Raw genomic sequence first — 23,818 nt, forward strand, 5'->3', positions numbered from 1 at the left:
GTTAAGAAATATTTAAGAAAAAGTTCAGCCGTCATTTTTCTGAATGATGCGCTTGCAAAAGACCTTTCGATTAAATGTTTTCTAACTAATTATTTAACTTAAACTCTAAACCAAATTTTATGCAGAAAAGAACGTTAAAAAAACTATTGTGTTTAATAGTATGCATGTGGGGAAATTTTTTCTTTGCTCAAACTGTTAAAGGTAAAGTAACATCAGGCGGAACCAGCCTACCGGGTGTTAGTATAATAGTACAAGGAACAAAAAACGCAACAGTTACCGATTTTGACGGTAGTTTTGTTTTAAATAATGTAGAACCAAAAGCGCTGTTGCTTTTTAGTTATGTAGGATATAAAAATTTATCAGTGCCGGCAGATACCAAATCTGTGATGCAGGTGGTTATGGTAAACGACCTCGAAAAATTAAATGAAGTCGTGGTTATTGGATACGGAACTTCCAAAAGAAAAGATATCAATGGTGCCGTTTCTTCTATTAAGGCTTCAGAAATTCAGGACAAACCCTTTACTTCTATCGATCAGGCACTTGTAGGTAAAGCTGCGGGTGTAAATGTTACTCAAAATTCAGGAACTCCAGGAGGAGGAATTTCTGTTCAGATTCGAGGAATTACTTCTATCAATGGTAACGAACCGTTATATGTTATTGACGGAACACCGGTTTTTGCGGATAAAAACAACGACACATTTTCGTTCAGCGCATTGGGCGGAGGAAACGGTCAAACTAAAAACTCGGCTTTATCGGGTATCAACATTTCGGATATCGAAACGATTGATATCTTAAAAGATGCATCGGCAACAGCCATATATGGTGCGAATGGTGCAAACGGTGTTGTTTTGATTACCACTAAAAAAGGAAAAAAGGGAAAATCAAAATTTACTTATGAAACCTATTTGGCCTCTCAGCAGATAACTAATACTGTTGATGTTTTAAACTTACCTGAATATGCTAAATATCAGGCAAAAATTTTCAAACTAAATGGTGAACCAGTTCCTTTTCAATATCAAAAACCGGATTTATTAGGCAACGGAACAAACTGGCAGGATGAACTTTTTAGAACTGCTACATTGTACAACCATCAATTGTCTTTCTCTGGCGAAAAAGACGGAACACGTTATTATACTTCATTGAATTATTTTGATCAGGAAGGAATTGTTTCCAACTCCAATTTCAACAGATTATCTATGCGATTAAATGTTGATTCTAATGTTAAATCATGGCTAAAAATTGGTAACAACCTGTCTGTAAGTAAATCATCGCAGCAAGTAGTAAGAAACGACGACAGAGGTGGTTTGGTAATGAATGCTCTAAGACAATCTCCTGAATTACCCGTTAGAACTCCGGATGGTTCTTATGCAGGACCAACAAGCGGTTTGGGATCTTCGGCAAATGAAGCTACAAATCCAATTGCTTTGGCTGAATACAATAACTCGACTACAGAAAGATTTAAAATTAATGGTAATTTATTTGCTGATTTTACGATCATCAAAGGATTGGTTTTCAGATCAGAGTTAGGATACGATCTTAATTTTGCAAAAAGCAGCACTTTTGTACCTAAATACACTTTAGGAAACGTTTCTGAACTTTTAAACAAATCATTCAAACAACAAGATCAAAGTTATTACTGGAACATTAAAAACTATCTGACGTATAATAAAACCATAAACGAGAAACACAATTTTACTTTTTTATTAGGTCAGGAAGCGCAGGAAAGCCGATATGAATACCTAAGCGGTTACAGAACGGGTGAGTTTTTGAGCAAAGATTTTACAAACTTAAACATTGGTGATATTGATACTGCCCTTAACGGAAACGGTTCTGGCAGATGGTCTATGGCATCTTATATTACAAGATTAAATTATAGTTTTTCTGATCGATATTCTTTCTCAGCTTCTTTAAGGGCAGATGCTTCATCCAACTTTGGACCCAATAATAAATGGGGTTATTTTCCATCATTTTCAGGAGGCTGGACGGTTAGTAATGAAAGATTCTTTGAGCCTTTAACAAAGAACATCAATTACCTGAAATTTAGAGCAGGTTACGGTCTTGTAGGAAATCAAAATATTCCGGCAAATAGATATCAAACTATTCTGTCGTTGCTTTCATCTCCTTTTGGAGGCGTATCTCCAACTATAGATAACTTAGGAAATCCGGATATAAAATGGGAATCACTAAAATCTTTCAATGCTGGTTTTGAAATTGCAATGGTGAATAACCGCGTAAAATTAGATTTCGATTATTATATCAAAAATTCATCTGATTTCCTTACGAAACAAATCAATGATGAATCAAATCAAAGTGCTTTGAATTATTATCTGAATACGGGTGAAATTGTCACTAAAGGAATCGAACTTACTTTGAATACAAGAAATATTGTAACCGAAAATTTCACTTGGGACAGTACCATTATTTTTTCAAAATACAATAATGAACTTACTCGTTTTCAAGGCGAAGGAAAATCTTTACTGGGAAAAGTTCAATTTGATTTATACAACGTTACCAGAACAACTGAAGGACAGCCTGTAGGACAATTTTATGGATATGTGACTGACGGATTATTTAAAAATGCAGCTGAATTAGCAGCAGGACCTATTCAGGAAACAGGAACGGGAATTGGAGATATTCGTTTTAAAGATCTTAACAACGATGGCAAAATTGATGCTAAAGATCAGACTGCCATAGGAGATGCAATTCCTGATTTTACATATGCCTTTACCAATAACTTCAAATACAAAAACCTTACTTTATCTGTGGTCTTAACAGGAAGTCAGGGCAACCAGATTTACAATTTTACACGTCATTATACTGATGGTATTTATCCTGGATTTGGAGATCGATTTGGAAATGTGAGTACCGAAGTATCAAATGCTTTTGAAGCCGGAGTAAACGAAAACACCACTGTACCAAGAATCACGCTTAACGACCCAAATGGTAATGGCAGAATCTCGAACAGATTTGTTGAAGATGGTTCTTATTTAAGAATTCAGAACGTTTCTTTAAGCTACGATTTACCAAACAAAATATTCGAAAATTCTTTTATATCTAAAGTAAGATTGTATGTGAATGTTCAGAACCTGTACACGTTTACAAAATATTCAGGTTTCGATCCTGCGCTGGGAAATTTAGACCAAAACATCACCTTAAGCGGTATTGATTTAGGACGTTATCCTGTGCCAAGAACCACTTCTATGGGATTGAATCTGGAATTCTAAAATTGATAAAAAACACATTTGACTTAATCGTTAACATAAAAAAATAGTTATGAAAAAACTTTTTAAACTTTTTATGATGGGAATGCTCATACCATTGCTGTCTTTATTTTCCTGTTCGGATGATTTTTTGGATGCGCCATCTGAAAATCAATTAACACCAGCCGATTTACCTGAAGGAGTCACGGCTTTTGACGGAATCGCTGAGAGTTTGTATTTTAAACCCTGGTTTACTTTTAATGATAAATTCCTGATTGCGGTTGGGGATATGTACGCGGGCAACGCCTTTACATTTGATGGTGCTTATTCGCAATTTAAAGATGCCCAGGTAACCTCGCAAAACCCGATCCTTACAGAAGGATATGTTTCGTTGTTTTCGGTTATCGATCAGTCGAATAATTTAATGAGTTTAGTCGAAGACAGAAAAAGTGAATTGCCTGAAGCATCGTATAAAAATGCTATTGCAATATCACGATTTATGAGAGCCAATGCTTATTTCTATCTGGTAAGAACTTTTGGTGCTGTTCCTATCATTAGCAAAGCAGGTTCTGCCCCACAGCCAAAAAGAAATCTTGTTGCAGATGTTTATAAATTCATTAAACAAGATTTAGAATATGCGGTCGAAAATTTACCTGAAAAATCAGTAAAAAAAGGATATGTTACCAAATTTACTGCCATGGGTATTCTTGCAAAAGTGCATTTGACTTTGAATGAATATGCAGAATGTGCCGCTTTAACCCAGAAAATTATTGGAAACCAATATGTTTTAATTCAGGATTACGGAAACTTATTTAGCAGTCCGGAGAATAATAATAGTAACGAGAGCATGTTTGCCCTGCAATGGAAAGCTATTGCTACTGAATGGGGTACACAAAATACCAATCAGGCGTATATAGTTCCGGGAGGTACAGGAATTACTGGCGGTGGTGACGGATGGGGAGTTTACCTTCCTTCGATCTCATTGCAAGATGGCTTTGAAGCAAAGGATACCAGAAAAAAGAGTACTATCATGACAGATGGCGACTATTATCCGGAATTACTAAAAAGTCAGGGTGGTTTTCTTTATAAAAAAATATACTCTTCGACAGCTGCTAATTTCAGAAAATACATTGTAGGTTCTGCTGCAGAAAGAAATGATGTGTTTTTTATGAGAACGTCGCAAAACACGATTATACTGCGATATTCTGATGTTTTACTAATGAATTCTGAGGCTATTTTGGCCGGAGCACCTTCTACAACTTCTGCAGCTGCTTTAAGCACTTTTAATGAAGTAAGATCGAGAGCCGGATTACCTCCAAAAATGATCCTTACAAGAAATGATTTATTTAATGAAAGAAGAGTTGAGTTTGCTCTTGAAGGTCAATATTTCTTCGATTTAAAACGTCGTGGCCTTGCTGAAGCAACAGCAGTTATTTCGCAGCAGGAAGTTGGTTTTTATTCAGATGATGCAAGAACCGAATTGGTTTCGATAAAAATAACTCCGGGAAGTAATTATTTTGAACTGCCATTACCGCAGTCTGCTATTGATACTAATCCATCATTATTAGAGCCTCCGGTTCCTTTTAACTTTAATTAACTTATACTATGATCAATAAAATAAAATATAGAATTCTAATTCTTTTTGTACTGGCTTCTTTTACAGCTTGCCAAAATGACGATGCAGTGACTTCAAATGTAGATGCAATGGTGGCAGAACCAGGAGATTTACTTAATCAGGCATTTCCATCCAATAAAGTCAGAGTCGAAGGTCAGGGTTTAGAGGGATTAAAAAAGATTACACTGGATAATAAAATTAATATCAGTTTTAATGCAAACTACAATTCTGATAAATCTTTTATATTCACTATTCCTTTTGATGATAAACTAGGCAGCAGATTTGGTGTACAGCCCATTACATTTGAAACAGCAACTGGTTCCGTAACTAAAAACATTGAGATTTTACAGCCCGTTCCTACCATTGCAAAAACAGACCCTGTTGTAGCAACTCCGGGATTTCCGCTGGAAATTCAGGGAACGTGGTTTTATAATATTTCATCGGTAACCTTGGCAGGAAAAGAAGTGAGTTATACTCTAAAATCATCTTCTGCAATTATTATTGGTGTGCCTGAAGATGCCGTTTTTGGTTCAGAGTTAGTAATTACTACGCCGGGAGGTATTGCAAAAAAAGTAATACAGCTACTACCTCCTGTTACTCCGGAAATTATTGTTATTGTATCTGATTTTGACGGAAATGGTACAAGAACGAATTGGGATGCTTATGGAGATAAAGATAGTTTTAACGCAAGTACTGCAAATGGGCCAACAGGTAATTATGCAACACTTGTGTGGGCAGGCTCAAATGCCAATGGCTATAACGGAAGCAGCGCAGGCGGTGGAGCTAATTTCCTAAGCGCCTCAAATAATGATGCAACAAAAACATTTATTGATATTGATGTAAGTGCCAATGTTGTAGGAGCACAATTTGCCATTCAATTGAATACTATTGATAATAAAAACTATGGCTATAATTTTAAAATAACCGATGTTAACTGGACTACCAAAACCATAACATTGGCTGATTTTAAAGATAATTATGGCTTTGGAGAACCTGCCACTACGCTGGACGCTTCTAAAGTTAATGAAATCAAAGTAGGAATAGTTCAATCAGATACACCTAATCCAAGCATAATAAAATACGATAACATTAAGGTTCGTTACAAATAATTTAATGATTGCATTTTAAGCTCTCAGGAAAAAAGAGGCTGTAATAAAAAAAGCAGCCTCTTTATAAAACAGAAATTATAAAACAAGAATACTCATCTTAACAAAAAGGATATTCTAAAATAAAAAAACAGTATGAAAATTAAATTTTTACTAGTGCTGGCCAGCTTTTTCTTTTTTCTAAATGCCTGCTCTAAAGACGACAACGAAGCTGTTGCTGCTTTAGAAACGCCAGTTGCAAACGCACCAAAAGACGTAAACGATCATGGTTTTAAAGCCAAATGGAATTACGTTTCGAACTCAAAAAGCTATCTTTTGGATGTTTCGACAAACGAAAACTTTACGACTTTTGTTCCAAATTATCAATCAAAACCGGTTACAGATTTAAACGAAGTTGTGGTTGGTTTAACAGGCGGTACGCAATATTATTATAGAGTTAGAGCCAAAAATGAAACAGAAACTTCGGGTTACTCCAATGTGATTAGTGTTGTAACTACAGGTTCCAGTAACGTTCCTGAAGATCCTACATTTTTAAAAGTAAAAGTAAACAAACTCGCTAATCCGTTTTTTATAGGTATGGCGATAAAAGCTTCACAATTAACCAGTGGAAGTCCTTATGATGTTATTTTGAAAAATGAATTCAGCAGTATTTCTGCCGAATATGAAATGAAAATGGATCAGATTTCTACAGCAAGCGGCGTTTACAACTGGACTGTAGCGGATAAAATTGTTGCTTACGGAAACTCTAATGGTATTAATGTTCACGGTCATGCTTTGGTATGGCATAATTCAGTACCAACCTGGTTAAAGAATTATTCCGGTACCGATGCCGAATTTGCATTAGAAGTTAAAAAGTATATTACAGACGTTGTGACTCACTATGCAGGAAAAGTAAAATCCTGGGATGTGGTTAATGAAGCTGTAGATGACAACGGCGGTACCATGAGAAATACTATTTTTCTTCAGCGAATGGGAGCCAATTATGTAAAAGATTGTTTTCAGTGGGCTAAAAATGCAGCTATTGCAGCAGGCGATACCAAATTATTGTTGTTTTATAATGATTATGCAACCTCAACTAATATTCCAAAACAAGATAAAGTTTTTAGTATTATTGATGATTTAAAAGCAAATAATCTTATTGATGGTGTTGGTTTTCAAATGCATAATACTTATTTAAGTCCAACAAAAGCACAAATAGAAACGGATCTTAACAAAGCTGTAGCGAAAGGGCTAAAAATTCATGTTTCGGAACTAGACATACAGGTAAATCAGTCTAACGACATTACCACTTTTACCAACGAAAGAAGATTGCTTCAAAAAGAAAAATACAAAGAGATCGTAAAAATCTACAATGCGCTTCCTGCAGCAAGCAAATATGCTCTGACAGTTTGGGGAATGAAAGATAATGAATCCTGGATTCCGTTTAGTACAGAACTTAACCACCCGGGAGATGACTGGCCTTTATTGTACGACTCCAATTTTGCCATTAAAAGTTCCCATACCGGATTTCTGGAAGGCTTAGATTAAATTTTTTAAAACTATAGTACTTTACTTCAATTAACCTGGGTGTAATTCAATACAAATTTAATTAAACACATAGAAACATAGCTTTTAGAATTTTGAAAAAGTAAATCAAAAGAAACTCGTTTCTTACACATAGTCCCGAAGCTTCGGGATGTGTTGATGCAAGTGAAACGTCTTTTTTGAGTTAAATAATGCTAGTTTCTATGTGTTAAAAATAATTACAACCAAGGGTTACAACTATTATTAAACCAAAAAATTAAATTATGAAAAAATTAAATTTATTAGCGTTAACAGTGACATGTGTATTAGGTTTAGGATTTGCTTCCTGCGCAGATGATGTAACCCCGGCAGCAAAAGACCAATCTGCAAATGCGAGTACCAAAACCAGTACAAGCAAAGTAGCCGGTGCGCCATGGGTCAAACAATTTGAAGATACATTTGATGTAGGTTCAGGTTTATCGCAATGGACAAAAGAACAGCGAGCAGACTATAATTCGTGGTATTGCGACTATGCCAGCTCAGTGCCAACTACGCAATGGAGAGATGGAAAACAATGTTTGGAAATCAAGACTACGAAATTGAGCACATACAAATATCAATCCGGATTTATTTCTTCTCATTATCAATATAAGCCTGAAAATAATACAGAGTATATGCTTTCTGCCAATATTAAACTGGTAGCGATGGAGGGCGGAACTTACAAATCTTTTACACAAACTTATGGTGCCTGGCCTGCCTTCTGGTCTGTGCAGCAAAATGCCTGGCCAACCAAAGGAGAAATTGATATTATGGAAGGCTATTCTTTTGCGCCTAATTCAAGTCGTTTTGCTTCAAATCTTTTTTATGGAACTTCTAGCGGGACAAACCAATTAGGGAATTCTGCCGAAAGAAACTATCCAGGTAATTTTGATATCAACGGAAATGGCGGATGGCATTTATATGAATCCTTCTGGAAAATGAAAGACAATGTCGTAACAGTAACTATAAAAGTTGATAATGTAACCGTTTCAACGTATACCAATAGCAGTGCAGGAAATCTTAATTTAAATAATTTCGGGCCGCATTCGATTATATTTAATCTAAATGTGGGATCAAAAGACTCCAATTTTATTGATCCTAATAAAATCAATTTGTTTTCGACTGTAATGATGTGGGTAGATGATGTAACGGTTTACAAAAGACCAATTTAATTTATACTATAAAAGTCCTAATGAAAATTAGGACTTTTTTTATGGATCAATTTTAATAGTGAAAATTCTAAATTCAAAAAATGCTTTCGCTGAATTTGTATTACATTATTACGACAATGTACAGTACAAAAAAATCGGAACACGATTACTCCTGTTCCGATTTAATTCACTCATTTTTTTTGACACCTTTGGAAAAATCTCAAGCAGTGCCTATTGAGATTTCTATGCTATAGTATATTTTTTTTCTGTTACAGTAGTGGTAGTTTCACTTGTTATGCTATCTACAAATCGCCATTCAGCTTCAGAACCAGATGATGTGAATTTAAGATAGGTATATCCTCGTTTATACAAATTTGCATATTCTAAATCATCTATCAGCACTGTAAATGCCTGTGCTAATTCTACAGCTTTTGCAGGGTCTGAGGTAATTCCCAGATAAGCTTCCAATCCTGGTGACGAAACAGAACTGCACGCTATTTCTGTACCTATAAAATTCCCCTGCATATCAGTAAGTTTACCTATCCAGGCATTATGAGTATCTCCGGCTAAAACCACTACATTTTTCCCGGAAAGCATTGCATACAATTGTTCTCTTTCTGCAAAATAACCATCCCAGGCATCCAGATTATACGGCAAAGTTGTCGTAATTCTCGCAATTTCCTGAGCGGTTAAAGAAGGGTCATTTTGTTTGTGTCTCATTTTAATAACAACAAGTGCAGAAATTGCACTAATAAGTGCCTGCATGGTCGCCGGCTGTGCGCTTCCAAAATGATCTACTTCTGCTAAAACCTAGTTCAAAAGCAGCAAAAGCTCTGCAGGAATCAGCATTTTTGTCATCAGGATCTGCTGGCCCAATACTTTCCATTTAGCAGTATCTGCACTTATTTGTGATCCCAGCCATGTCATTTGTTCGTTTCCAATTAATTTTCTGCTGGTGCTTAACAAATCTGTTCTAAATTTTGTCTGGTCAAAATTTCCAGTATTATCAATATAATCAGCATAACTCATCTGCTTATCTCTGGCTATAACTCTGGTATCCATCATATAGAGCGAAAGAATATTACCAAAATTAAAGCTTCTGTAAATTCTTAGATCTTTTCCTGTTTTAAGCGGAATGTATTCGCTGTAGGCCTGAAAAGCAGCCATTTTTCTCATCTGAAAATCCCCTTCGGCAGGCTGATGGTTTTCTGCACCGGATTTATAGGTGTCGTTAGCAAACTCATGGTCATCCCAAACACAAATAAAAGGTTTTTTCTGATGAAGAAGCTGAAGATGTTTATCTCCTCTATATTGCCTGTAACGCTCTCTGTAATCGCTAAGGCTTGTAATCTCTCTGGCTGGTTTATGTTCTCTGCCCAGCGGGTTGGTAAAAGGATTTGTTCCGTACTGTCCCGGTGCATATTCGTAAATATAATCTCCAAGATGAACCACTACATCAACATCTGAAGAAGCAATCGCTCCATACACATTAAAAAGTCCTGCCGGAAAATTAGAACAGGAAACAACAGCCATTTTTACATCATTTACGCTATCTGTTTTAGACGGCAGCGTGCGTGTTTCTCCGGTAACGGTTACTTGTTTGGTTTTGGCATTATAAAATCTGTAATAATATTTTGTATTCGAAGGGATATTCTGAACATCCACCGCTATTGTAAAATCATTCGCAGAAAATGCTCCCGCCTGCCCTTTTCTAATTACTTCAGAAAATGCGGCATCTTTACTTAGCTCCCAGGTAATTTCAGCATCTGAACCTGCTGAATATCTTGTCCAGATAATCACTCCTTTTTCAGTTGGGTCAAAACTGGCTACACCTGTTTCAAACCCTTCATTTTTCATTCCATCTGGCGCACCACTGTTATCCGATTTATCATCGTCACTACAGCTTTCGATAAGTGGAGCGATGAAAATTCCTCCAGCGGCCAATAAAGAATTTCTAAGAAACCTTCTTCTGCTTAATTCATTGTTATTTTCCATAAAAAAATTTTTACATCAAAAAAACAATCTAATATCAAAACAGAGGTTATGGCATTTTTAAAATTACCTTACATTAATATTAACAATCCATTTACTATAATAAGTTATTGATCTTTACTTAAAATAATATCGAAAATCCTTTAGTATATTTTGTAAATAAATCGATTGCAATCAGGATGATCATAAGTAAAATAAAAACTAATATATAGGTAATTATTTGCGCCTTTTTATTGAATTCAAAAGTGGTGGGATTGATAAAATAATCAGCAAATACAGCCTGAGAAATTTTTATATGAGGACAAAATAAAGTTACGCCCTGCAGAAAATGGCCAATGAGATGATATTTGTTTTTTGGAATATAAGTCAGCCCATTCTCCGCTTTAGAAAAATGAATGGGAATTTGTTTACCTTCCTTAAAACCGAAAATATATCCCGGAGAATATTTTGTTCCGATTTTCCTATCGATATCACTTACATAAGCTTCTTTGCTGCTTTCGAGCTGCTTGTATAAAATACTGTGAACAATGCCATCGCTCTGATGATGATGTATACCGTACTGATCTATGGAAATATGGATGATTTTTTTAATTTTTTGACGCTTGTAATCCTTATAAAGAACCCAAAAAACCCAAAGAAGTATAGAAAAATAGATTAGGTTAAAAATCATCTCACCAGTAGATATGGGACTATTATGCTCCAGCTGAATGCTCAAAGGAAGTGCTATTAATAAACAAAGCATTGCAAGAAACAAAAGTCCGAACATTATGTAGACAAAAATAGTAGCAGTTAAATTACGTTCTGAAATTATTTTAGGAAAATTATCTTTGTTATAAATCATCAACTAGTTATGGTTATAAAACATCATTAAAATTAAAATCAGGCATCCCTTCTTCAGATAAAAAAGATAAAACTTTTTGAATAAGTTTAACCTTGAATTTCTCTGTTAACATAATTCTTTTTTTGAGTTCAGGTTTTTATTCTAAACATATGCGAAATCAAAAATCGAAAAACTTAATCCTAACGCTGCAGCGTTACCTTACAAATCTACTAAATTTGAAACTTCATAAATCGAATTATTTTATCAAAGTAATAATTAACTATTTATTTCATTATTGCCTTTTTCGATTTGTCTGAGTTAAGAAGAAATCTAAGTAAATCAGGTTAAAATGGTCTTTTTTTGCTAATTTTATGCCTTATTACATATCCTTCCTCATTTATTATATTTCTATTTTTGATTCCTTATAAACGCCATAAAAAAATGATTAAAAAGATTTTAAAAATTACAACAATTTTTATTGTGTCCCTGCTTGCAATTTTGTTGATAACCCTAACGGTTGTTCCGTACGTTTTTAAAGATCAAATAACAGATAAAATAGAAAGTATTGCAAACGAAAATCTGGATGCAAAAATATCTTTTGATGAAATTGGACTTTCTGTTTTTAAACACTTTCCTGCCTTAATTGTTTATGCTAAAAATGTTAGTATCGATAACAAAAAAGTTCAGTTTACATCATCAAATGTAGTAAAGGCAAAAACAGCAGCAGTTGGAGTTAATTTTTATAGTTTACTAAAAGGCAAAATTGTTTTGGACGCTATTTATTTAGACGCTGCAAATTTAAATTTTGAAATAGATTCAAGCGGAAATGCTAATTTTAATATTATAAAACAGTCCGAAACTTCAAAAGACACTACTACAACCGAATTTAAAATAAAACGTATTATAGTTAATAAAACAAACATAGCCTATAATGATAAAAGCACTCCTCTGGATTTTAAAATTACAGACCTTAATTATAAAGGAGAAGGAGATTTAAGCGCTGCTATTTTTGATCTTAACTCTCATATCAAAATAAAATCGTTCGATTTTAGTGCAGACGGCGTTCATTATGTACATAATAAACCAATAAATGCCGAAATCATTACCCATGTAGATGCTAAAGAACTTAAATTTAAGTTTGAGCGTAATAACATTCGGATCAAAAACTTTCCTTTCTCTTTTAATGGCTATTTTGCTTTCATAAAAGGAGGATACGATTTTGATTTACACATGCAATCCAAAAATTCTACATTAGAGGAAATGCTATCCATAGTTCCTCCTTCTTATGACAAGTGGAAAGAACAAATGGTTATTACGGGGAATATCAATTTTAAAATTATAGCACGCGGAAAGTATATGCAAAACCAATCGCAAAAACCAAGTGTTTCTGCAGATTTGCAAATTACTAACGGTACGATTGCTTATAAAAAAATAAAAAATCCTGTAAAAGACATTAATATCAATGCCCGCGCTTTGGTTCAGGATTTAGATATTAATAAATTAAAATTTGATATAGACAACCTATCCTTTAATCTGGATGGAAAAAAAACGGTCGTTAATTTTCATTCTGAAGGCTTTAAAAAATTAAAAATTAAAACCGCCATTTCATCTCATTTAGATTTAGCAAAATTTAAAGAAACATTAAACCTAAACCAACTTGATATTCGTGGAGACATTGCTATCGATCTAAAAGCCGATGGTATATTTTTACGTAATTTAGGTTTTAGTCCGCGTTTGAATAAAATAGATACTATCATTAAAAGTATTCCGAAATTTCAATTAAACGCAAGTTTAAAAAATGGATATCTAAAAGATTTAAAGAGAAAAGATGCTATAAAAAATGTGAATCTCAATTTAAGTTTAACGGCCAAAGACAGTATTTTGCGTAATGTTACGGGTAAAGTAACCAACTTAAATATTGAAGCGCTGGATAATTTTATTCGCGGAAATTTTGCGCTTCATAAATTATATCCTTTTACAGTAGATACCGAATTAGAGTCTAAAATTAATTTAGCCGAAGTACATAAATTTTATCCTTTAGACAGCCTCGAAGTTAGTGGAGATTTAAATTTAAAAGTCAGTATGCACGGAGTATTAAACCGTAAAGAAAAAAAATACCCATCGTCTAAAACTATCGTGAATATTAAAAATGGTTATTTAAAGTCACTTAAATTCCCCAATATCCCGATACAGAATATCAACCTGAACGCAACTGTTACAAGCGAAAAAGGTACAGGACAGGATTTGAATGTAAAATTACAACCTGTCGAATTTGTTCTGGCAGGATCTCCTTTTAAAATAGAAGGAGAAGTTACTAACCTTTACGATTTAGTTTACAATATCAAAACCCAGGGAACTTTGGATATTGGTAAATTAACTCAAATATTCCCGATCAAAGATGTCAATGTCTCGGGGATTATTCAGACCAATCTTATTGCTAAAGGTTCTAAAAAAGATTTAGATGCCAAAAATTATGACAACATAAAAAATGGCGGAAAACTCGAAGCTAAAAACATCATAATTAAGAGTGCTTTATTCCCGGAAACGTTTCAAATTTCTAAGGGTACATTTAAGTTTTTTAAAGATAAAATGCGTTTTGAGGATTTTAATGCCACATACGGTAAATCTGATGTTGTATTAAATGGCTATATCCATAATTTTTTACGCTATATGTTTAATCGTAAATACCTGCGTGACACTAATGAAAAGCTTAAAGCCGAGATTGATCTTTCCAGCAATCACATTAATGCAAACGAGTTTTTTGATATGATTGCCAAATATACTGACAGTAAAGCTGAAGCAGAAATGGCACAAAAAACAGATTCTACGGCAATAAAGACTATTACCGAAAATGTTAGTACTAAAAATAAAAATTACGTAATAAGAATTCCTAAAACGGCAGATTTAAAAATTACGGCAAAAGTTAAAAACCTTCAATTTGATACTTATAAAATCAATGATTTTGAAGGAATTCTGGATGTTAATGATCGTAAAGTTCAGGTAACTCAGGCCACCTTTGAAATGGCTGGTACCAAAATAGCGATGACGGGAGATTATAAAGCCCAACATCGTCTATTGGCTAAATACAATGCTAATTTTAAAGCCAGTAATTTTGATATTCAACGCGCTTATGCAGAGATTCCTATTTTTGCCGAATTGGTGAGCATGGCCAAAGATGCCTACGGTTTAGTATCTCTTGACTATCAGCTTGCAGGAAGTATTGATCAAAATATGGATATTGATTTTAAATCTATAGACGGAGAAGGAACGCTGACTCTGGAAGATATTAAATTTAAAAACTTTAAACTTTTAAATCATGTAGCCAAAAAAGCAGATGCTGCTGATCTGGAAAAAGCTTCGTTTAATAAAATCGCCATTCACTCTACTATTAAAAATAATGTAATGACGATCACGCCTACAACCATGAAAATGGCCACTTTTAGAGGTAAGCTTGAAGGCCAGGTTACTATGGATGGTAAATTAAATATTGGTTTTCGATTAGGACTGCCACCAATGGGACTTATCAATGTTCCTATGAAAATTACAGGTACAGCAGACGATTTTAAAATTACTACCGGAAAATTTAAAGAAGACACTACTTTTTCAGAAGAGAGTGAACTAAATAAATTGCAAGCGCCAGAGCCTAGACGATCTAGACAAAAAGACACTTTAAACCTACCACCTGCAAATTCAAAAATTTTAGATACGATAAAATAAACTCAGTAGTAAATTCTGAATAGTATAAATTGAAAAATAAAAAGAGGATATATTCTAAAAATACATTTAGAACTTTATCTGAAAAACTATTTTTCGAAAAAAAATCATTCTGATGCCAAAAAGCCCCTTTGATCAAAAAGGGGCTTTTTACTTCTATTTATTTCGAACAAAATTAACGCCAGCCCAACTCTGGGGCAATATATTTAAGAATAGACGATAGTATGTGTACATTGTAGTCAACGCCCAAAGTGTTGGGTATCGTGAGCAGCAAAGTATCCGCTTCCTGAATCGCTTCGTCCTGAGCCAGTTCTGCGATGAGTTTTTCCGGCTCAGCTGCATAACTTTTTCCAAAGATCGCTCGTTTATCAGCTTCTATATTACCAAAACTATCGGCTCCTCTACCCTGATTTCCAAAATAATATTTGTCCTGATCGTTGACCAGTGCAAAAATTGAACGGCTTACTGAAACTCGCGGTTCATGCTGATGTCCTGCTTTTTTCCAGGCTTCCTTATACAACCTTATCTGTTCTGCCTGCTGTATATGAAAAGGTTTCCCGTTCTCGTCATACTTCAAAGTAGAACTTTGCAGGTGCATACCGTTTTCTGCCGCCCAAACCGCCGTAGCATTAGATGCAGCTCCCCACCAGATTCGCTCCCGCAATCCTTCTGAATGTGGCTCAAGGCGCAATAAGCCCGGTGGATTTGGGAACATTGGGTAAGGGTTTGGCTCAGCAAATCCCACTCCATTAAGTTTATCCAAAAATTCCAAAGCCTTTTTACGTCCCATATCAGCATCTGTTTCTCCTTCAAGAGGTTCATAACCAAAAGCACGCCAGCCATCAATGACTTGTTCCGGAGATCCCCTACTGATACCTAATTGTAAACGTCCCCCTGAAATTAAGTCCGCCGCACCGGCATCTTCTACCATATACAAAGGGTTCTCATATCGCATATCAATCACCCCTGTCCCAATCTCTATTTTACTTGTTTTAGCACCAATTGCTGAAAGTAAAGGAAAAGGCGATGCCAGTTGTTGTGCAAAATGATGCACCCGAAAATAAGCACCATCTATACCTATTTCCTCTGCAGCAACGGCCAAATCAATAGATTGAAGAAGTGTATCACCTGCAGTACGAGCTTGATAAGAAGGATGATTGGTCCAATGTCCAAACGATAAAAATCCTATTTTTTTCATAGATCGCATTGTTATTATTCATAATCTCAAATATACGCATCATTATTGACTGAGTCTGCAAGCTTTGCTTAGAAAGTATTTGTAATGATATAATATGAATTAAATGTTTTACAGCAAACATTTTTTCTTGTTACAAAAATTGAGTGGCAGATATAGTATTACACTTTTGATAATTTTGGTTTTACTTTTTTTGCTGTGTTATTTTTCAATTAACGTCATTTTTTTAAGACAAAAACACATGTAAATTCAGAAAAAAGATTTTAGTATACCCAAAAACGTATTTTATTACTCCTCCCGAAAACCATAATTATTCAATTTTGCACGGTAAATCACAAATCGATTTTTACCACTGTCGCTTGTGATTTTTTCAAACTAACTAATTAATTAACCAATTACCAACCAAAAATGACAAATTTTATTAGGATTAAAAAAAGTCCTGATCGCGTATCTGGATTTAATTTGAATAAGAGAGTAATGCTGTTTTGCGTCTTACTTTCTTTATCTCAGGTTGATGGATACGCTGTTAGTTCTACGAGTACAACAGAGTATCAAAATGTACAACAGCAAAAAAACATTACCGGACAGATTAATGATGAAAACGGTATGCCGCTGCCGGGAGTAACCATTTTAGAAAAAGGGACCAAAAATGCTGCTTTAACAGATTTTGACGGAAAATTTACTTTAAAAGTAGATAACGAGAATGCAGTATTAATAGTGTCTTTTCTGGGCTATTCAAATAAAGAAGTGACCATAAAGGGACAAACTTCAATTACTATAAAAATGCAAAAAGCAACCACTTCATTAGATGAGGTAGTTGTAGTAGGTTATGGTAAAATGAAGAAAAAGGATTTAACGGGTGCAATTGTTCAGGTTACACCAGATAAATTAGCCAACCAAAATCCTCAGACCGTTCAGGATATCTTAAGAGGAACCCCGGGTGTAAGAGTAGGTTATGATCCTTCTGCAAAAGGAGGAGGAAATATACAAGTTCGTGGGCAGACTTCTGTTTACACTGCAGGTTCTCATAACTCTCCGCTTATTATTTTAGACGGAATGCAGTTTTATGGTGAACTTTCAGAAATCAATCCTGATGATATTGCCCAGCTTGATATTTTAAAAGATGCATCGGCAGCATCTGTATATGGATCGAGAGCAGCAGCGGGTGTTATTCTTATTTCAACCAAAAAAGGTAAAACAGGTAAACCTATGGTTAGTTTTACTACCAATACAACGATTAGCAATAAGAGTGCTTATCGCGGTGTGTATTCTCCAGAGGGATATTTAAAGTATCGTGAAGATTGGGAAACTGCTCAAACTTATGGAGCCAATACAACAACCGGGCAATACGAAGCGTGGATATCAGGGGCAGTTGCTGCTGGTAAACCGGGGTATTTTTCAAGCCCTAATGATTTAGCCAAATGGGGTATTACTGAAGCCCAATGGTTAGCTTACCAACCAAATGCGCAGACAACAGGAAAAAGTTCGAAAGAAGTATGGGGAGCACGTTTGGGACTGAATTTTGACCCTTCGCTGATGGCTAATTTCTTAGCAGATAAAACACACGATTGGAGTAACAGTTCTTTTAGAACCGGGATTAATCATGATAATAATTTGAGTATTTCCGGAGCAAGCGAGAGAGTCAATTATTATATGTCATTTGGTTATTTAACTTCAGAAGGAGCTATTGTAGGAAATGATTATAAGTCAGCTCGTTCTAATATGAAAGTGGATGCTAAAGTTACAGACTGGCTTGATCTTGGAATAAACGTTAATTTTCAGGACCGATCAGACGGAGATATTACGCCCTCTTTAGGTACAAACGCCGGGGATAATAATATGATGAGAACCAGCCCATTTGGAACCTTTAGAGATGCAAATGGCAATTATGAAAGACAGCCAATGGGGAAAAATGTTTCCGGGCAGAATTATAACTATTACTACGAACGCCAATTTATTGAGAAGGAAACAGGATATACAACATTGAATACCATTTTTAATGCAAAGGTAAGTTTGCCTTTAGGGATCACTTATTCATTTAACATTGCTCCCCGTTATCAATTTTATCACGATCGTTATTTCAGGTCAACACAAAACCCAAACTGGCCTGCAGCTACCACTGGGGCGAATAGAAATAATGCTACAAGATTTGATTACAACCTGAATAATACATTAACCTGGGATTATACAATTGCTCAAAAACATCATATCGTAGCCACTTTTGTTCAGGAAGCTGAAGAACGCCGTTATTGGTCAGACGGAATGGATGCGTATAATATTCAGCCATCAGACGCTTTAGGATTTCATCTTGTGAATACTGCAACAATGGCAAATAGCGCAATTAGATCAAACGACACACATGAAACGGCAGATGGATTGATGGCAAGACTTTTCTATTCGTATGACAATCGTTATATGCTTACAGCGACTGTCCGCCGTGATGGATATTCTGCATTTGGAGCTTCAAATCCTTACGCCGTTTTCCCTTCTTTTGGGGTGGCATGGACCTTTAAAAACGAAAACTGGTTTAATTGGGATGCGATGAGCACAGGAAAATTGCGTTTGTCCTGGGGTCGAAATGGAAACAGATCACTTGCAGATCCTTACGTTTCTTTTGCAAACCTTGTAAATACCGGAACAATGGGGTATTTAGACCCTTCAGGAAAAGCGCTTGAAATTAAATATTTAGCACTTGATCGAATGGCAAATCCAAGTCTGGAATGGGAAAAAACAACATCAACAAATATTGGTCTTGACTTAGGCTTCTTACAGGATCGTGTAACGGCTACTTTAGACTTCTACAAATCATCTACTCATGATATGATTATGAGTCAATCCCTGCCTGGTTTTACTGGATTTTCATCCATTGCAACCAATCTTGGAGAGGTTCAAAATCAAGGTTTTGAATTAAGTCTTAGCACTCTTAATATGAAACAACCAAACTTTGAATGGCGTACTACATTTGGAATATCTTATAACGAAAATAAAATTGTCTCATTATACGGTAATATGGTAGATATTAAGGATGACAATGGGAATGTTATTGGAAAAAAAGAGGGTAACGATTCCGCTAACGGATGGTTTATAGGCAGACCCATCTCTCAAATCTGGGATTATCGCGTGACGGGTATCTGGCAAAAAGACGAATGGAAAGAAGCCCAAAAATACGGACAGCGTCCCGGAGATCCAAAAGTAGCCAACAGCTATACTACAGACGATGTAGATGCAGTAGGACCAGATGGTGTTCCTTATAAAAAAGCAGTTTATAATGAAAAAGACAAGCAGTTTTTAGGAAATTCAAATTCTCCTGTACAGTGGTCGCTTCGTAATGATTTTAAGATTTATAAAAATTGGGATTTGGCAATCAGTATGTATTCCAATGTGGGAGGTAAATCACTTAATTCAAATTATATGAATACTTTCAACGATGCCAGTTTATATAAATTCAACTTCAACCCATACGTAAATCCGTATTGGACACTTGACAACCCAACAAATGACTGGGCACGTCTTGACGCTAAAGGACCTGCCGGAACTCCTGTTGCACCGGGAAAATTGTATGATCGCAGTTTTATTCGTCTGGACAACATTTCGTTAGCTTATACGCTTCCAAGAGACCTTTTAGATCGCGTGCATATTAAAAATATAAAAATTTATGCTTCAGTTCAAAACGTTGCAACATGGTCTGCCTCTAAAGAATGGAAATATTTTGGAGATCCGGAAACAGGAGGATTGGCTACACGACAGTTTAATTTAGGCTTTAATTTCCAACTTTAATAATTATCAACAATGAAAAGATATATACAAAATAAAATTACAAGACTGGTGCCTCTTATTGTATTGGCTGCCTTGTTTGGTTCCTGTTCGAAAGATTTTCTTGAAGCAGATCCGCTTTCGTTTTACGAACCTGAAAATACATTTAATACCGAAGCCGGCTTGCAGGCCACTTTGGCACTTTGTGATAAACAACTGCGTAATAATTATATTCACTATGGTTACTCTGGTGTAAGTGTGCCTATTGCTTCAGAATATCTTTTCTCTGATATGGCTCATTATGGAAAAACGGATACAGGTAGTAATATTGCTGATTACGCCAATACTATTGTTCCTACCGGAGATTTTCGAAGAGACGCAGGCGGAGAAGCGCTTTATCTTGGATTTCTATGGACAGAAGCCTATACGGGTATTAAAAATGCGAATACCGTACTAACTTTTATTGGTAATGTGACCACTTTATCCGAAGAAGTTAAAAATAAATATATCGGGCAAGCTTATTTTCACAGAGCCTATCGTTATCTTAATCTGGTGTATCAATTTGGAGACATTCCTTTGATTACCAAAATCTTGTCGGTTCCTAAACAGAGTTATTACTCTACTAAAAAGGAAGCCATCATTGAAATGATTACGGCGGATATGGAGAAAGCTGTACAATTTGTACCGGAACAATCAAAAATAGGATATGTAGGTATGGTGAGCAAAGGTGCATGCCGTCAGTTATTAATTAAGTGCTATTTAGCCTCCGGAAGATTTGCTGATGCAGAAGCACAAGCTAATATTTTGATTAATCAATCAGGTTATTCTTTGGTACAAAATACTTTAGGAATTTTTGATCCGGGAGGAAATCCTACTGCATGGCCTATTACCAGAAATGTGATCTGGGATTTGCACAGACCTGAGAACAAAGTGATCTCTGCTAATACTGAAGCGATATTGGTTGCCCCAAATGGAGGAGCACAATCATTTTTAGCATTTTCTTCGATGAGAATTTTTGGACCTAACTGGAATGATGCTAATTTAATTACTCCTGACGGTAAAACAGCAGCACCGCGTTTTCCACTAACCGATAAAACGAATTATAATGCAAAATATGATTATCAAAGAGCAATAGGACGCGGCATTGGTGTTATCAGTGGTTCTTATTATTCACAGCATCCTATGTGGGTTGTAAATCATATCGAGGATAAACAGGATCTTAGACATAACAGCACGGTTGGAAACTGGGTGAATATGGAAGATCTTAAATATGCTCCCGGAGCAGGTGGTAGTGCGACATGGGCTGGACAAAATTTTAGAATGAGAGATGCTTCCGGCAAACTCTTAGCACAAGATTCTATTCGTGATTGGTATGATTTCCCTCATTATAAAATCTTTATGCATGATGTTGTAGCCGAAGCGAATCCGGCAGCCAATGATTTTCAGGGCGCTACTGCAGGAGCTAGTGCTCATTTATACATCTACCGTTTAGCCGAAACCTACCTATTACGTGCAGAAGCTCGTTTTTATCAAGGTAATACCTCTGGAGCAGCTCAGGATGTAAATGTTGTAAGAGCAAGAGCAAAAGCTTCGCAAATGTATACTACTGTAACTATTGGTGACATTTGTGCAGAAAGAGGAAGAGAACTTTATCTCGAAGAATGGAGAAATGTAGAGCTAAAACGTATTTCACACTGTTTGGCTCTTAGCGGAAAACCAGACGAATGGGGCCAAACTTACAGCAAAGATAATTGGGACAAACAATCCGGGACAGATGCAGTTGGAGGAAGTTATTGGTACCAACGTATTGTACATTATACTCTTTATAACAAATATCCAGCTGGTATTTCTATTAAGCCAGGTGTAAAGTTTTATTCTATGGACAAACGTAATAATTACTGGCCAATTCCATTTAGACTTGCTATAGAACCTAATATTAAAGGACAGTTAAGTCAGAACTACGGTTATGATGGCTACAATGCAGGTGTTAAAGTCTGGGATAAATGGCAGGATGCTGTTGAAGACGAAAATAAAATTTAAAATTTATCTGCTCTCTTAAATAAAAGTATGAAGAAAAAAGAGCGTAAATAGATACTATAAGTTTATAATCCATACATTATAAAACTCCATAACAAAAAGAAGATGATTTCTAAAATCCATTAATCTGGATAATGTAAACATTCCTTCTTTTGGTTATGGAGTTTTTTTTGCTTTTCGAATATGAATGCCAGAATATAAGATATTTTCTAATATAAGTAATTTGGGCGTTTCCGACGCGGCGGACCGGGCTGTCCGCTAAATCTTTTGCGAGAGAGATTTTGGCTTGGCTGCGCCAGAAGTCTAGTATGTCGCAAAAGGATACCGCTCCCATCCCTAACGCAGTTTACGGGTAATTAGAAATTTCATTTTCAAAAGAAATTCCCATCCCCCACTTCAGGATAAAATCCAAACTCTAAAAATGAGGGGTTTAATTTTTTGCGAACTACCAATAAATATGAACAAAAACTTATCCAAAAATGACAATAATGTTTCCTATTTATTTTTCAAAATAAAGGTACTGAGTACTACCACTTACATTGCGGAGTCGTATCTGCGAACTATTAAATTCAAACAATTTCCAGCTACTATTCAATTTACCGAGTCCTGCAGAACTAAAATTTATTTTCAATTCCCTAACGCCATATTGTACCGTACTTTCCCATTGACCAGTTTCAGAAATACCTCCTTTGGTAGCCACTAACGATTGGTCACTTTTAAAAACAAAAGAATAACCGCTATAAAGCGAAGTTTTTTCTGAATCGGCAAAATAATAAGGAATATCCCATGAACCATTCGTCAGTGTCGCAGTAAAATCGATTGTCGATATATTGTTTTCCGGACAGTAATCAATCGCATATTTAATAGCATTTTCGAACTCCAGATTATTGGTAATTGATTTTGTCTGGTTGTTGTAATCAGTTATGGAAATCGGATATTGCAGAGCGATATAAGAACTCGAATTCAGGTTTTTTACAAAATTGAAAAACGCCTGATCATTTGCAATCGTTACCGAAGTTGCCACCTGATTGGCACTATTATAAGTATTAATCGTGATAGGGTAATGAATGTTTAGTCCGTTTATTTTAGATAACAAATCCGGGTAAGAATTCCAGTAATCAATTAATTCCTTAAAATCAGCCTGGTTAGGAATCACTTTCTGGATGTAGTTGTAATACACCATAGTAACCGGAAAACTTATATTTACAATATCATCATCATAACCATTAGCGTTGATATTGTCTATTACTTTTTGATAATCGGCTTTGGTAGTAACCGCAATTTGTGTATTATTGACCGTAACGGTATAAGGCAGTTTTATAGTACAATAACTCGAGCCGTCTATTACATTATCCTGCACGGTAGGAACCATGGCAACCCTTTGCAAATAAGTAGTAAGAGGAGAAGTATTGGTAATAGTTCCGTCTATATGATTGTCCTGATCTTCTGTTTCATTTTGACAAGACAACAAGCACAGGAAAACCGCTAATACTAAATATTTTTTGAAAGGGAACATATTTATATTTTTACAAAGGTAATAAAATTTCAAGAATTGCTTTTTAATAAATTCGACATCAAAGGATTCCGTTGCTTCTTCTGTACTAAATCATCAAAAGGTAATCGCATTTATACTTCTATAAAACAATCAGCTTTGCTTTTACCCTACTTAAATTAAAAACAAATACTTTTGCAA

Annotated in this window: 11 protein-coding genes and 1 pseudogene; 8 read left to right on the forward strand and 4 right to left on the reverse strand. The window is 35.3% G+C overall.

The window, feature by feature from the left end:
- Positions 1-119: 119 nt before the first annotated feature.
- The 5 genes from ACIDC4_RS22410 to ACIDC4_RS22430 all read left to right on the forward strand — a co-directional run bounded on the left by ACIDC4_RS22410 (position 120) and on the right by ACIDC4_RS22430 (position 8,635).
- Positions 120-3,224 (forward strand): SusC/RagA family TonB-linked outer membrane protein, encoded by a 3,105-nt coding sequence (locus ACIDC4_RS22410; protein ID WP_412045032.1) that lies wholly within the window; start codon positions 120-122, stop codon positions 3,222-3,224.
- Between the two features lie 49 nt (positions 3,225-3,273).
- Entirely contained in the window at positions 3,274-4,797 is a 1,524-nt protein-coding gene (locus tag ACIDC4_RS22415) for a RagB/SusD family nutrient uptake outer membrane protein (protein WP_395431252.1), read from the forward strand.
- Positions 4,798-4,805: 8 nt separating this feature from the next.
- The gene (locus tag ACIDC4_RS22420) at positions 4,806-5,924 is read left to right on the forward strand and encodes a hypothetical protein (RefSeq protein ID WP_412045031.1); all 1,119 of its coding nucleotides are present in this window, start codon (positions 4,806-4,808) and stop codon (positions 5,922-5,924) included.
- A 132-nt stretch (positions 5,925-6,056) separates the two neighbouring features.
- The gene (locus tag ACIDC4_RS22425) at positions 6,057-7,448 is read left to right on the forward strand and encodes an endo-1,4-beta-xylanase (protein WP_412045030.1); all 1,392 of its coding nucleotides are present in this window, start codon (positions 6,057-6,059) and stop codon (positions 7,446-7,448) included.
- Positions 7,449-7,708: 260 nt separating this feature from the next.
- Entirely contained in the window at positions 7,709-8,635 is a 927-nt protein-coding gene (locus ACIDC4_RS22430; protein WP_393051138.1) for a glycoside hydrolase family 16 protein, read from the forward strand.
- 222 nt (positions 8,636-8,857) lie between these two features.
- Here ACIDC4_RS22430 and ACIDC4_RS22435 read toward each other — a convergent pair.
- Together ACIDC4_RS22435 and ACIDC4_RS22440 are read right to left on the reverse strand one after the other, a co-directional pair.
- A pseudogene (locus tag ACIDC4_RS22435) lies at positions 8,858-10,609 on the reverse strand (alkaline phosphatase D family protein).
- 118 nt (positions 10,610-10,727) lie between these two features.
- Positions 10,728-11,447, reverse strand: coding sequence for a hypothetical protein (locus ACIDC4_RS22440; protein WP_412045029.1), 720 nt, complete (start codon positions 11,445-11,447; stop codon positions 10,728-10,730).
- Positions 11,448-11,867: 420 nt separating this feature from the next.
- Between ACIDC4_RS22440 and ACIDC4_RS22445 the strand changes: the two genes are divergently transcribed.
- Entirely contained in the window at positions 11,868-15,143 is a 3,276-nt protein-coding gene (locus ACIDC4_RS22445) for an AsmA family protein (protein WP_412045028.1), read from the forward strand.
- A 172-nt stretch (positions 15,144-15,315) separates the two neighbouring features.
- Here the strand turns inward: ACIDC4_RS22445 and ACIDC4_RS22450 are convergent, their stop codons facing one another.
- Positions 15,316-16,347, reverse strand: a complete 1,032-nt coding sequence (locus ACIDC4_RS22450; protein ID WP_488381166.1) for an LLM class flavin-dependent oxidoreductase — start codon at positions 16,345-16,347, stop codon at positions 15,316-15,318.
- A gap of 396 nt (positions 16,348-16,743) precedes the next feature.
- Here ACIDC4_RS22450 and ACIDC4_RS22455 point away from each other — a divergent pair, with 396 nt between their 5' ends.
- Both ACIDC4_RS22455 and ACIDC4_RS22460 read left to right on the forward strand, forming a co-directional pair.
- A complete protein-coding gene (locus ACIDC4_RS22455) occupies positions 16,744-20,112 on the forward strand; it encodes a SusC/RagA family TonB-linked outer membrane protein (protein WP_412045026.1) in 3,369 nt (1,122 codons plus the stop codon).
- Between the two features lie 12 nt (positions 20,113-20,124).
- Positions 20,125-22,128, forward strand: a complete 2,004-nt coding sequence (locus tag ACIDC4_RS22460) for a RagB/SusD family nutrient uptake outer membrane protein (protein ID WP_412045025.1) — start codon at positions 20,125-20,127, stop codon at positions 22,126-22,128.
- A gap of 496 nt (positions 22,129-22,624) precedes the next feature.
- Here ACIDC4_RS22460 and ACIDC4_RS22465 read toward each other — a convergent pair whose 3' ends face one another.
- A complete protein-coding gene (locus ACIDC4_RS22465; RefSeq protein WP_412045024.1) occupies positions 22,625-23,641 on the reverse strand; it encodes a hypothetical protein in 1,017 nt (338 codons plus the stop codon).
- Between the last annotated feature and the right edge of the window lie 177 nt (positions 23,642-23,818).

The sequence above is a fragment of the Flavobacterium sp. C3NV genome (genome assembly GCF_046825355.2).
GTDB lineage: Bacteria > Bacteroidota > Bacteroidia > Flavobacteriales > Flavobacteriaceae > Flavobacterium.